The sequence below is a fragment of the Bradyrhizobium sp. WSM2254 genome (assembly GCF_000472645.1).
Lineage (GTDB): Bacteria > Pseudomonadota > Alphaproteobacteria > Rhizobiales > Xanthobacteraceae > Bradyrhizobium > Bradyrhizobium niftali.
Genome location: NZ_AXAB01000057.1, coordinates 1 through 12,494 on the forward strand (window position 1 = coordinate 1; position 12,494 = coordinate 12,494).

A 12,494-nucleotide genomic window follows, 5' to 3' on the forward strand; every position below is an offset into this window, starting at 1 on the left:
CGGCTCGACAGCGGCGGCGTGGTGACGGTGGAAACGGACATGACCGATATCGGCACCGGCAGCTACACGATCGTCGCGCAGACAGCCGCCGAAATGATGGGCGTATCGATCGACAAGGTGGTCGCCAAGCTCGGAGATTCCGCGTTCCCGGAGACGCCGGGATCGGGCGGTCAGCAGGGCTCACCTTCGGTCACCGCGGGAGTCTACGCGGCCTGCGCCAAGTTGCGCGAAGCTGTCGCGCAAAAGCTCGGCTTCAACTCGGTGGATATCGTGTTCGCGGACGGGGAGGTGCGGTCCGGCAACCGCGCGGTACCGCTCGGGGCGGCCGCGCAGTCAGGCGACATCCTTGCCGAAGATTTCATGGAGTATGGCGACCTGTCGAAGCGGTTCGAACAGCAGACTTTCGGTGCACATTTCGTCGAGGTGGCAGTCGATTCCTTCACCGGCGAGATCCGGGTCAGGCGCATGCTCGCGGTTTGCGCGGCAGGCCGCATTCTCAATCCCAAGACGGCCCGGAGTCAGGTGATCGGCGGCATGACTATGGGGATAGGCGCCGCACTGATGGAGGAGATGGTCGTCGACACTCGGCTCGGCTTCTTTGTGAATCATGATCTTGCCGGCTACGAGGTGCCGGTCCATGCGGATGTTCCACACCTGGAGGTGATCTTTGTCGACGAATTAGATCCGACGATGTCTCCCCTGCAGGCAAAGGGTATCGGCGAACTAGGCCTGACCGGTGTCGCGGCCGCGGTGGCCAACGCCGTCTACAACGCGACCGGCGTGCGCATCCGTGAGTATCCGATCACCTTAGACAAGTTCCTTGCCGCGATGCCAGATGTAACGTGACTGGGCGCACTACGACATTCCCCTCAGTTAAGCGGGACGCCTTTGCTATGCGGGGATTTATGAGCGCACCTCATGACGGCATCCTTTTCTGGCCTGCTAAAGAAGCGCGACTGCGAGGAGAAGCGGACGATGATCGCAAGAACACGCCACATGCCCGTGACAACATTGGCGGCGATCGTCTTCATCCTCGGACTGAAGGGAACACTCATGGCACAGGAACGCATCCTGATTTCCTCTGAATGGGGCGAGGTGACTGCCGAATTGGCCGACAACGACGCGGCCAGATCACTCCTCGGTATATTGCCGGTTACGATCCAAATGCGGGATCACTTGCGCCAGGAAAAGACCGGCAATCTGCCTTCGCCTTTGAAGGAGGTCGCGCGACAAACGCATTTCTCGAAGGGGACGCTCGGGCTTTGGACTTCGGATCACTTTGAATGTTATTATCGTGACGGCCAAGTCCCGCAGCCAGGCATCATCATCCTTGGACAAGCGGTCGGTAACGCTTCGATTTTTGATCAACCTGGACCCGTCACTGTGCATATTGAGCGTGCGCACTGAACAGCCCCGTAAAGCGCGGCGATGCAGACTGCGAGGCTCGGCCTCAGTTGACGGACTCTGTTCAGGAAGTAGCGGTTCTTCCCGTGGTCGGTAGGATGTCGAGGATGTCGCCGCCAACATGCCCGGTCTCGATGGCATAGTGGGAGGTCGGTGTCTGGGCGACGGACGCCGGTTATGACCGAAGCTGACGTCCAAACCCAAGGGATTGGTTTGCGGATCCCATGACCGGTAACACCGTCTGTGAACACCGATTTGGCGCCACAAACGATGACACTCGAAGCGCATTCAGATGAGACGGGCGCCGCCGTCGATGTGGAGCGTCTCGCCATTCATGAAGCCGTTGCTCATTAGGAAAACCACGGCGTTGCCAGCTTCCTGCGCTGTGCCTGTTCGTCCTGACTGGCAAGCCGGCGCAGGCGTCCTGGCTGATCGCGGAGCAGCGGGAATGGCTGGCTGGACGCATGGAAGCGGCGTCCGCCGCGCGCAAGCCGGTCGGACATCTCTCGCTCTGGCAGCTCGCCACCAACAAGTATTTCCTCGTCATGGCCCTGGTCTGCTCCGGCGCATCCGCCACCGGCAGCGTGCTGTCAGTCTGACCGCAATTGCTGAAATCGTTTGGCCTGACGAACCTGCAGACCGGCTTTGTCAATGCGATCCCATACGGCATCGCGACCGTGCTCATGGTTTTGTGGGGCGCCATTCGGACAAGACCAGTGAGCGCCGCTGGCACACCGCCATTCCGCTCTTGCTCGCCGCCGGTGGATTCACGGCGTTGGGCATGACAGGAACCGCGGTCGTGCCGACGATCATCATGGTCACCTGCTGTCTCGTCGGCGCATATGCCTTCAAGGGGCCATTCTGGGCACTTTCGGCGAGCTGGCTTTCGGCGAGCACGCTCGCGGCAGGCCTTGCCGGCATCAATGCCATCGCCAATCTGATTGGCGGCGGCCTGGTGGTGAATGTGGTCGGGGTCACCAAGGAGTGGACGGGCAGCTTCGTGCTCGGGATGCTGCCGCTCGCGCTGCTCTGCGGTGTGGCCGCGGTCTGTGTTCTCGTACTCGGACGTAGCGCCGCGCGCGCAACAGAAATGGTGGCAGTGAAATCATGAACACGCGCAGCAAAGTGCAGGACCATTCCATCACGCGGCGCTCCGTTCTCGCAGGCATGTTGGCTGCGAGCACGAGCGCTTGGGCTGCCGGGCTTGAGCAGGCGGTGCCCAACAGCGTCGGATCGGCGCCGCCGCGCTTGGACCTACCGGCCAACTCGTGCGACTGCCATTATCACGTCTATGACGAACGGTTTCCCGTCTCGCCGCATTGGCGCCAGGGCTTTCCGCCTGGTGCTACCGTCGCCGATTATCGGCTGCTGCAGCGGCGGCTCGGCACCACGCGAAGCGTGGTGGTGCAGCCGTCGACCTATGGCATCGACAACCGCTGTCTCGTGAACGCGCTCGGCCAGCTCGGCGCCGCGTCGCGCGGCGTGGCCGTCGTTGACACCGAGGTCAAGGATGCCGAGCTGCGGACGCTTGCCGATGCCGGCGTTCGCGCCATCCGCGTCAACTTCGTGTCTCCCCAGAAGCTGGGGAACGACGACGCCGGAGATGCTGACCACGCTCGCGAGGCGGGTGAGCCCGCTCGGCTGGCACGTGCAAATCCTGATGACGGGCGATCAGATCGTCACCCACGAGAGCGTCATCCGGTCACTTCCCACCAAGGTGGTGATCGACCATCTCGGGCGTATCCCACAGCCGGACGGTCTCAAGCATCCGGCGTTCGCCGCAGTTCGCCGCATGCTGGACGAGGGGCGCACCTGGGTGAAAGTGACCGAGCCCTATGAGGACAGCAAGCTCGGTCCGCCCTACGCAGATTCCAGCGAAGTGGCGCGGACATACGTGCAGGCTGCGCCGCAACGCATCCTATGGGGCACCGACTGGCCGCATCCCACCCAGCGCGGCACCAAGCCGGACGATGCCCTGTTGCTCGATCTGCTTGCAGATTGGGCGCCGGACGAAAAAACGCGCCGGCGCATCCTAGTCGAAAATCCCGCCGAACTGTTCGGCTTCTAGGGCTTTCGGCGAGAGCGCAACGGTTTCATTTTGAGAACATCGAGAAGGATAACGCATGTCCGTAGGGTTCAGAATTCAGAAGCGTCAAAGAAAAGTGGCTCGCGAAATCGTCGAACGCTTTGCCCGTTTGCCGGTCGCAAATGTCAGCGACAGCATGTCCCGGATGACGGCCGCAGGAGCGCGGGTTCGGCCTATGCATCAGACCGGCGGGATGGCGGGCGTGGCGCTGACGGTCAAGACGCGTCCGGGGGACAATCTGATGATCCACAAGGCGATGGCGATCGCCGAAGCCGGTGATGTCATCGTCGTCGATGCAGGGAGTGATCTCACCAATGCGCTGAGCGGCGAAATGATGCTCACGCGAATGATCAAGAGTGGGCTTGCGGGCATCGTCATCGATGGTGCGGTTAGGGACGCCGGCTTTATCCGGGGGCAGAACTTTCCCGTTTTCGCCGCAGGCGTCACCCATCGCGGACCTTACAAGAACGGACCCGGCGAGATTAATGTTCCGATCGCGATTGATGGCATGGTGATCGAGCCCGGCGATCTCATCATCGGAGATGATGACGGGATGCTCTGCGTGCCGTTTGACGATGTCGATGAGATACTCGGAGCCGCCACAGCAAAGTACGAGGCCGAGCAGAAGCAGATCGCGAACATCATGGCCGGCACGCACGATGCCTCGTGGGTGGACAAGACGCTGCGCGAGCTTAACTGCGAAGGAGTTGCTTGACAGCGGAGTGCGGAGTCGCGCCGCGCTAAGATGACGACGGTCAGCCTGCGCGAGGGAAGCAAGGCGTATTTACTTACGCACCCAGGAGATGACCGCGACCATGACCACGCATCCAGCCGCAAAATATGCATAATTTGGCGCGCCACGGCCGATGAAGATGGGCACTACTGCTTCGCCGTTCCCCTATGATGTCGTGTCCTGCTATTCGCTCCAATCGGCAAATCCGCGACGTTGTGCGATTTTGCGCTACGCCTCATGGGCGGTTGCTTCCGCGGTCCGGGTTACCCCTCGATAACGGCCATGCTGGGCGATGCCTAGGCCGACGTGATGGGCCGCCGGCGGACATTCTGGTGGCTCAGTTCTGAAGCAGACATCACCATGCAATCGCTCTGGTGCAATTAGCGGAGTGGGAAGTCCGAACCTAGCGTCGTTAGCATGCGCAGATCCGTGGGTGTCATGAGATATCTTCGCTTGAAGCGACGGTTGAAATAGGAAAGATCGCCGAAGCCGGCCTCGAGTGCGATTGCGGCGATCGAGCAGGCCGCGAAGCGAGGACTTGTCAGCATAGTTCGGGCCGCCTCGAGCCGTCGCTCGAGGACAAAGTCCGAGAAAGTGGTTCCGGCCTCCTCAAACAGCATCTGGATGTAGCGCGGCGAAATACCCTGACGCGCGGCGACCTGATCCAGACTAAGCGCGACGTTTTGGATCAGATGACCCTTGATTGCTTCGAGGCGTGCGACGCGGACGCCTCGCTGACTGGCAATCTCCCGCCCCTCGTCTGTCGCACCGATCGCCAGAGCGACAAGGTCATAGACGTGCATTGCCGCAAGACGACCGAGTTGCGGGTCGGCGATGCGTTCGGGCAGGCTCGCCACATAAGATTGCAGAAGTGACAATGCCTCCGTATCGCGCGGAATGCAGTGCGCGGCAGCGGCCGCGACATTCCTTGCAAGCGGCGCGATCGCACTGAACGGCACCCGCACTGACAGGTAGGTGGCATCCACGAATCGCAGGAAAGCCGGCTCACGATAAACCAGGAGCACTCCATCCCCAACTTTTGGTATGCCCTCGCGCCGGCCCTGCGTGAGGGCCATGTGGCCACCGGTCTTTATCATCAGGCAGACCGTGTCCTCGCCATCGGCGAGCATCTGCGACGGTCGCGTCAGGCGTGCCGTGAATGAGGAAAGCATCTGCGCGCGGCGCAGGCCGGGTGCCACGTTCATCTTCATTTCGACCGCATGGCCAGGCTCAGCATCGATCTGGAGACGGACCGCCTGGTCGAATAGATCGCGCAGGGCAGGCAGACGCTTCGGAGGGGGAAGCCCAAGCGTCGAAAAATGTAGGGAAGCGTAGTCTCGCGCCTCGACCTTCATCGTGGTCTCCCCCGCGCCGCTACTCGCAATTCCAAGATTGTATTCGGGGGTGGAAATGCTGTCTAGCCTGCAGGCGAGATGAGAAAATTGCCAGTTCGTCCACGGCATAGCGGGACTTCGCACGAGTCCAAGACAGGGCTGGAGCAGACCTAGAGAATGGACCGCTGTCAGATCGAGGAGAAGACACATGCCGAAATCTACGTTAGCGATTTGCGCCGCACTTGCGGCGTTGACCTGGATGCTTCCGGTCGCGGCGCAGCAAAACTTGCCGGTCGCAACTGCTCAGACGCAGAACATCAAGCGTATCCCGTTGCAGCGTTTCGAGGTGCCCGGGACCGCGTACGAGACGGTGATCGGCATCGCCGAGATTGGGCCGAACGTTTCAATTGGGCGTCACACTCATCCGGGGCCCGAGTCGGGCTACGTCATCGAGGGTGGTTTCGAATTGCTGGTCGAGGGTGAACCGCCGCGGATGCTCAAGGCCGGTGAGTCCTACAAAATATCGCCGCACACCATTCACGATGCAAAGACCGGAGCGGATGGCGCCAAGGTGATCGCCACTTACGTCGTCGAAAAAGGGCAGCCGCTCGCAGCTGCAGTCAAGTGAGGCGGTGTGAGGCGCGCGGGGGCAACAAACTGGCGCTGAGGGTCGCGAGGACACGGTGCAGACACGGGCTTGGAGGGCCTTGCGAATTCTGCCGTGCATGTGGACGAGGAGGAGACCAGTGTCGCAAGCCACAACACCTGCTATGGCGCTGTTGCGCCTCTATACCGACGATAATGGCGACACTCGCTTCAGCGTGACCGAAATCGCACTGACGCTGCAGGACTTTGCTCCACCGGCGGCGCCGCTCAATGCCTCGGACGGTCAGCCCGCGACACAGTTCGTAGTTATCAGGCTTCCGGTGGGCTGGGTTGGGAAACAGCACCCGTCACCGAAGCCACAGGTGTTGTTCTGTTTAACCGGCAGCTTGAAGATTACGTGCAGCACGGGCGAAACAGCCATGATCGAAGCAGGTATGGGGCTCGTCATGAGCGATGTCAGCGGCAAAGGCCACCAAAGCGAGGTGACGTCCGCCGAACCGGTAAACGCGGTCATCATTCAATGAAGCGTAAGGTGGCATCCATGTCCGTTTTGAGGTCTTGGCCGGGTGCAAACGCGAAGACGCTCAATCGCGATCAAAGCGTTCTCCTGCGCACGCTCGTCGCCGCATCCAGCGCAAAATCGGCAGGTTTTGGAGTGCCCAGTTTTGTACCGAAATGGCGCGCCATTCAGAACAAAACCACGAACTCTTATGTAATTGAAGTTGCGATATAATTTCCGAGATGACGAGCCCGCTCTATCCGCGTACTTCCCTGGCGAGCACTCCATGCAGCCGCTCGGAAGCGATACCCGCGAGCTCCTGAATAAAGAGGTCGAGCACGGACGGAGCACGCTCCGCCAGACGGGTCGCGATCACGAACTTCGACGGGATGTTGGTTTCACTGGACAGGAGCGCGCGGAATCGCGCCTGCTTCACCCAGGCATGGGCATAGTGATCGGGCAGATAGCCCAGATACTGGCCGGAGAGCACGAACATGGCTTGCGCCTCCATGTTCGAGGCTGTGGCGCGGGCGACGGCATTGGGAAAGTGCTGAAGCTCTCGCTTGTTGGCGTAGAGCCTGACGACGAACGCGTATTCCCCGATAGCGGCCGCGTTCAAAGCTTCTTCCGGCGCGGTGAAGAGAGGGTGTCCGGTGGCGCAATAGAGCGAATGTCGCTCGTCCCGCAGATAGGAGAATTTGAGGCCCTGATAGGACTGAACCTCCGGCAGGATAGCGATGTCGATGCCGCCGTTGCCGAGTTCGGCGACGAGCGCCTCCGGCGCATCGATAACGATCTGAACCGTCGCGTCCGGCGCCTTGCGGCTAAGCGCGGCGATCACCTTATAGATCGGCAGATCTTCATCGGTGATGGTGTTGTCGACCAGCCCAAGGCGCAAGGTCCCGGTTATCCGGTGTTTCAGCGTGCCGATGTCACTCTCGAAGGCGTTGAGAGAGAGGAACAGCGCCTTGGACTTCTCGTAAACCGCCGCGCCGCGGTCAGTGAGTTCGAAGCCGCCGCGACCGCGCCGGCAGAGCCGGAAGCCGAACCGTTCCTCGAGCGCCTTGATGTGGAAGCTGACGGCCGACTGACTCAACCCCAGCGCGATCTGTGCTCCCAGAAAGCTGCGATGTTCCACGACGGCCCGGAACACCGCGAGCGAACGAAGATCGGATTGCGCGACCTGCATGATACCTCATTACATCATATTTTCTGATATAAGTATAAACACTTTCCTATTCTTCTGTAGTGACTTCCGTGGTGTGCTTTCCCTACTAGGAACGTGCCGCCGCGGCGGCTGCAAAGAGGGAAACGGACATGTCCACCACCGCGAATTTTGGCAGGATACTGTTGTCCGGAATCGCTGCCGCCGCATGCGTTGCTGTTTTCGCCGTACCGGCCACGAGCGCCGAGCTTCTGGCGACAGTCAAATCCAAGGGCAAGCTGACGGTCGGTACCGAGGCCCGGTTTCCGCCTTTCGAATTCGTCGAGAACGGCCAGATCGTCGGCTACTCCGCCGACATCATGACTGAGGTGATGAAGACGCTTCCGGGCGTCCAGCTCGAACGGCTTGACCTGCCCTGGCAAGGGATACTGCCGGGCCTCGCCGCCGACCGCTTCGACTATGTGGTGACTTCGGTCACGGCGACGAAGGAGCGCTATCAGACCTATCACCTGTCGGTCCCGATCGCCGACGCGACCATGGCGGTGCTGAAGCGCAAGGGCGACGCCGAGATCGCCAAGCCCGAAGACATCGCCGGAAAGCCGGCCGGATCGCAGGCGGGTTCCGCGCAGCTTCAGGCGCTGGAAACGCTCGCGGCCGATCTCAAGGCGAAGGCCACGCCGGTCGGTCGCATCACGACCTATACCGATTTCAGCGAGGCTTATGCGGATCTCGCCGCCGGGCGCATCCGCGCGGTGGTCAACTCACTGCCAAACCTGCTCGAGGCCGCGCGCCAGCGGCCCGGCATTTTCGAGGTCGTGCTGCCGACTTTCGGGCCCAAGACATATTTTACCTGGGCCGGCCGCAATGATCCCGACAGCGCCACGCTTGATGCGCTGATCGATTCCGAACTCGTCAAGCTCAACGCCTCGGGCAAGCTCGCTGAGCTGCAGACCAAATGGTTCGGCGCACCGATGCAGTTGCCCAACACCTTGCCCGTTCCGGAAAAATAGGAGAGCCGCCACGCACCGGAATTCCGCGTCATGTGGGACCTGATCGCGCAGAATGGCGCCGTGCTGCTGGATGGGCTAGCGGTGACGCTCGCCATCAGCGGTGCAGCGCTTCTGGTCGGTTGTCCGCTTGGCGTCTTTTTGGCGCGAGCGACGCTGTCGGGTCGGCCGATAGCCGTCGCCACGAGCGGACTTTACCGATCGTTCTGGCGCGGCACGCCGATCCTCGTGCAACTGCTGATCGTGTTCTATCTGCCGGCGGCGCTGGGCCTCACGCTGGTGCCGACGATCGCCGCCATCATCGGGCTCTCGCTCAATACCGCCGCTTTCCAGTCGGAAATCTATCGTGCCGGACTGGTAGCGGTTCCAGCCGGCCAAAGCGAGGCCGCCAGGATGCTCGGCCTGTCGCGGCGCGCCATCCTTCTGCGGATCGAACTGCCGCAAGCGGTGCGGCTGATGCTGCCGGCGCTGGTCGGAGAGGCGCTGACTCTCATCAAGAATTCGTCGCTCGTCTCGGTGATCGCCGTCACCGAGATCACGCGGCGCGCGCAGCAGATCGCATCGGCGACCTTCCGCCCGCTCGAAACCTACGCGATCGCGCTGATCGCCTATCTCGCGATCGCCGCGCTGTTGGCGGGTGCGGGTCTCTTACTCGAACGCCGCCTCGCCAGCGCCGGGCGAAGCTGAGATGGGCACATTCCTCGAAACCTATGGCGGGCTCTTCGCCGCGGCCTTCGCAACGACGCTGACCCTCACGGCAGCTGGACTCGTCGTCGCGGCGCTGGTCGCGCTGCCGCTGGCGCTGGGCCTGCGTTCCCAAAGCTGGCTGATTGCGGTTCCAGCCCGGCTCTATGTCGAGCTGATGCGCGGCGCGCCGCTCGTGATCCTGCTGTTCCTCGCCTATTACGGAGGCCCGGCCTTCGGCATCGTGCTCGATGCCGAGACGGCCGGCATCGCCGGGCTCGGCCTCTATGGTGCAGGCTTTTTCGCGGAGATCTACCGCGCCGGCCTGAACGCAGTGCCACGTGGCGAGATCGAGGCCGCCGCAGTGCTCGGCCTGTCTCGAGGACAGATTTTCCTGCATGTCCGTATACCACGAGCGGCGCGACTCGTTCTGCCGCCGGCCATCGGCCAGGCCATCAACCTGCTTAAGGAATCGGCCGTCCTTTCGGTCATTACCGTGCCCGAGCTGACAAAGGTCGCCGGAGAGGTGAGCAACCTCACCTTCTCCGCTATCGCGCCCTATCTCACCGCCGCGCTGCTCTACTGGATCGCCGTCGAGGCGCTGGCGCGTGCCGGCGACGCGGCGGAACGCCACCTCGCAGTTGGGAAATCATGAGCCGCATGTCGCAAGCATCACCTGTTCCGGCCATCCGCATTCGCGGCCTGATGAAGCGGTTCGGCGATCGCACGGTGCTCGACGGCATCGACCTCGACGTCAGGGACGGCGACGTCCTGTGCATCATCGGCCCCTCGGGCTCGGGCAAGAGCACGCTGCTGCGCTGCGTCGCTTTCCTCGACGCCTATGACGAGGGCGAGGTCAGCATCCTCGGCCGCTTGATAGGCTGGCGCGAGACGCCGATGGGACGAGAACCGGCCGGCGAGGCCGAACTCGCAGCCGTGCGGGCTCCGCTCGGCATGGTGTTCCAGCATTTCCATCTCTGGCCGCACCTTCCGGTCCTCGCGAACGTCACACTTGCGCTGCGGCTGGCGCGCGGCCTTTCCAAGCAGGAGGCGGAGGAGACCGGGCTTGCCATGCTCGGGCGCGTCGGGCTCACCAGCCATGCTGGGCACTTCCCCGATCAGTTGTCGGGCGGCCAGAAGCAGCGCGTTGCGATCGCGCGGGCGCTGGCGGTGAGGCCGAAGGTGATGCTTTTCGACGAACCGACATCCGCGCTCGATCCCGAGCTGGTCGGCGAGGTGCTTTCGGTGATGAAGGCGCTGGCGGCCGACGGCATGACCATGGTGATCGTGACGCACGAGATGGGCTTTGCGGCTCATGCGGCGAACCGCACGGTCTTCATGGATCGCGGTCGGATCGTCGAGGCGGGGGCGCCGCAAGACCTCTTCAGGGCGCCGCAGAGCGAGCGGCTCAGACAATTCCTCGAAACCTGGCGCGAACGAGCGCTGTGAGGGACGGAAAGGAAGATCATGACCACTCACGCTTACGAGAAGGGTCGTCTCGACCTGCCCTTCGTCGGCATCGCGACCTTCGCCAAGAGTCCCTATGTCCAGGACTGGGACCGGATCGAGGCGGATGTCGCGATCCTCGGCGCGCCCTTCGACTTCGGAACTCAATGGCGTGCCGGTGCGCGCTTTGGGCCTCGGGCCATTCGTGAAGCATCGACGCTATTCTCCTTCGGCCATGCCGGCGCCTACGATCACGAGGACGACGTCACCTATCTTGAAGGCGTGCGCATCGTCGATCTCGGCGACGCCGACATCATCCATACCGATACGATCGCAAGCCACGCCAATATCGAGCTCGGGGTCCGCAATATCCTGGCGGCCGGCGCCTTGCCGGTGGTGCTTGGCGGCGATCATTCGATCAATATCCCCTGCATCGCCGCCTTCAGCGATCAGGATCCGATCCATCTGGTCCAGATCGATGCTCATCTCGACTTCGTCGACGAGCGCCACGGCGTTCGCTACGGCCATGGCAGTCCGATGCGGCGGGCCGCCGAGAGGTCCTGGGTCACCGGCCTGACGCAGCTCGGCATCCGCAACGTGTCTTCGACGGCCAAGGAAGGCTACGAGGCGGCCCGTGCCATGCGCTCCGACATTCTGTCCGTGCGGCAGATACGCAAGCTCGGCGTCGAGGCAGTGCTGATGCGTATTCCGGCTGGAAGGCGCTATTACCTTACGATCGACATTGACGGCTTCGATCCGTCGATCGCACCCGGCACCGGCACGCCGAGCCACGGCGGCTTCATCTATTACGAAGTGCTGGAACTGATAGCAGGCCTTGCCAGTCGAGGCCGCATTGTCGGGATCGACCTGGTCGAGGTCGCGCCTGACTATGATCACACCGGCTCTACTGCAATCCTCGCCGCGCAGATACTGCTCAACGCGATCGGCAGGATCTTCACGCAACCAGCGACGACGACCTGACAGCGCGCAACTTCGAGCAAAGCAGCCCGTGCTTTTCAATCTCATTCGCCAGTTGGCGCAGAAGGCTTGCTGCATCGTGTGGCGCAACTTCCGGCCCGAACACCACGATTGTTTGGCCTCTGGGCGCCTCCGCTCGCGCTGCGATCTCCTTCCGCCGGAGTTCTTGCAGCCTTACGGTACGGCCCTGACTCCTTCGGACAAGTATTTCCATCCAAATCAAACCCGTAATCGCCCTGAACATGAATCCAACGATTGGGCGGTGCCGCATGGATCGCGCCCGTCGAGGCCGAGCCCAAAGCCGGCACGAAGCATCGCGTCGACATGGCAGTTCCGCTTGGCGACGTAGAGCGACCATTCGGCGACAAGACCGTTACCCAGAAATTCCGTGAGCTTGTCGAGCCTGCGATCGGGACGGTCAGCGCGCGAAGGTCATGGACCTGATCGACGGGCTGGATACGCTCACGACCCACGAGCCTCCGAGGAAGGCACTTCGCCTATCAATTTAGGGTAAGGACTGCACCGCCCACCGGCGACCAAAAGCGTGCGGAT

Annotated in this window: 15 protein-coding genes and 1 pseudogene; 14 read left to right on the forward strand and 2 right to left on the reverse strand. The window is 62.2% G+C overall.

Features of this window, described 5'->3' with window-relative positions:
• From A3M7_RS0133200 to A3M7_RS0133225, 7 genes and pseudogenes are all read left to right on the forward strand, one after another.
• Window positions 1–846, forward strand: an 846-nt coding sequence (locus A3M7_RS0133200) for a molybdopterin cofactor-binding domain-containing protein (protein WP_027547785.1), incomplete at its 5' end; no start/stop codon positions are given.
• Window positions 847–918: 72 nt separating this feature from the next.
• A complete protein-coding gene (locus tag A3M7_RS0133205; RefSeq protein ID WP_245284369.1) occupies window positions 919–1,407 on the forward strand; it encodes a cyclophilin-like fold protein in 489 nt (162 codons plus the stop codon).
• Window positions 1,408–1,868: 461 nt separating this feature from the next.
• Window positions 1,869–2,003: a hypothetical protein gene (locus A3M7_RS51110; protein ID WP_256374904.1), complete on the forward strand. Its 135-nt coding sequence runs from the start codon at window positions 1,869–1,871 to the stop codon at window positions 2,001–2,003.
• Between the two features lie 200 nt (window positions 2,004–2,203).
• Window positions 2,204–2,515: a hypothetical protein gene (locus tag A3M7_RS50785; protein WP_245284370.1), complete on the forward strand. Its 312-nt coding sequence runs from the start codon at window positions 2,204–2,206 to the stop codon at window positions 2,513–2,515.
• Between the two features lie 56 nt (window positions 2,516–2,571).
• Window positions 2,572–2,934 (forward strand): annotated as a pseudogene (locus A3M7_RS51115) (amidohydrolase family protein); the annotation flags it as partial.
• 73 nt (window positions 2,935–3,007) lie between these two features.
• A complete protein-coding gene (locus A3M7_RS51120; protein ID WP_256374905.1) occupies window positions 3,008–3,472 on the forward strand; it encodes an amidohydrolase family protein in 465 nt (154 codons plus the stop codon).
• A gap of 55 nt (window positions 3,473–3,527) precedes the next feature.
• Window positions 3,528–4,205 carry an RraA family protein gene (locus tag A3M7_RS0133225; RefSeq protein WP_027547788.1) on the forward strand — a complete coding sequence of 226 codons (678 nt, stop codon included), beginning with the start codon at window positions 3,528–3,530 and terminating at the stop codon, window positions 4,203–4,205.
• A 398-nt stretch (window positions 4,206–4,603) separates the two neighbouring features.
• On the opposite strand, the gene A3M7_RS45295 is transcribed toward A3M7_RS0133225, so the two are convergent.
• Entirely contained in the window at window positions 4,604–5,578 is a 975-nt protein-coding gene (locus A3M7_RS45295; protein WP_049823834.1) for a helix-turn-helix transcriptional regulator, read from the reverse strand.
• A 238-nt stretch (window positions 5,579–5,816) separates the two neighbouring features.
• On the opposite strand from A3M7_RS45295, the gene A3M7_RS0133235 reads away from it, so the two are divergent.
• A complete protein-coding gene (locus tag A3M7_RS0133235; protein ID WP_027547789.1) occupies window positions 5,817–6,185 on the forward strand; it encodes a cupin domain-containing protein in 369 nt (122 codons plus the stop codon).
• A 118-nt stretch (window positions 6,186–6,303) separates the two neighbouring features.
• Complete coding sequence (locus A3M7_RS0133240; RefSeq protein WP_156937049.1) at window positions 6,304–6,687, forward strand: hypothetical protein; 384 nt, start codon at window positions 6,304–6,306, stop codon at window positions 6,685–6,687.
• Window positions 6,688–6,918: 231 nt separating this feature from the next.
• Here A3M7_RS0133240 and A3M7_RS0133245 read toward each other — a convergent pair whose 3' ends face one another.
• Complete coding sequence (locus A3M7_RS0133245) at window positions 6,919–7,851, reverse strand: LysR family transcriptional regulator (protein ID WP_027547791.1); 933 nt, start codon at window positions 7,849–7,851, stop codon at window positions 6,919–6,921.
• A 128-nt stretch (window positions 7,852–7,979) separates the two neighbouring features.
• Between A3M7_RS0133245 and A3M7_RS0133250 the strand changes: the two genes are divergently transcribed.
• Genes A3M7_RS0133250 through speB form a run of 5 tightly spaced genes read left to right on the forward strand, consistent with a single transcriptional unit; the run spans window position 7,980 to window position 11,945 of the window.
• Window positions 7,980–8,837: a transporter substrate-binding domain-containing protein gene (locus tag A3M7_RS0133250; protein ID WP_049823835.1), complete on the forward strand. Its 858-nt coding sequence runs from the start codon at window positions 7,980–7,982 to the stop codon at window positions 8,835–8,837.
• Between the two features lie 30 nt (window positions 8,838–8,867).
• Window positions 8,868–9,521 (forward strand): amino acid ABC transporter permease, encoded by a 654-nt coding sequence (locus A3M7_RS0133255; protein WP_027547793.1) that lies wholly within the window; start codon window positions 8,868–8,870, stop codon window positions 9,519–9,521.
• A 1-nt stretch (window position 9,522) separates the two neighbouring features.
• A complete protein-coding gene (locus A3M7_RS0133260; RefSeq protein WP_027547794.1) occupies window positions 9,523–10,173 on the forward strand; it encodes an amino acid ABC transporter permease in 651 nt (216 codons plus the stop codon).
• Window positions 10,174–10,178: 5 nt separating this feature from the next.
• Complete coding sequence (locus A3M7_RS0133265; protein ID WP_027547795.1) at window positions 10,179–10,967, forward strand: amino acid ABC transporter ATP-binding protein; 789 nt, start codon at window positions 10,179–10,181, stop codon at window positions 10,965–10,967.
• A gap of 18 nt (window positions 10,968–10,985) precedes the next feature.
• Complete coding sequence (gene speB / locus A3M7_RS0133270; RefSeq protein WP_027547796.1) at window positions 10,986–11,945, forward strand: agmatinase; 960 nt, start codon at window positions 10,986–10,988, stop codon at window positions 11,943–11,945.
• Window positions 11,946–12,494 lie beyond the last annotated feature (549 nt).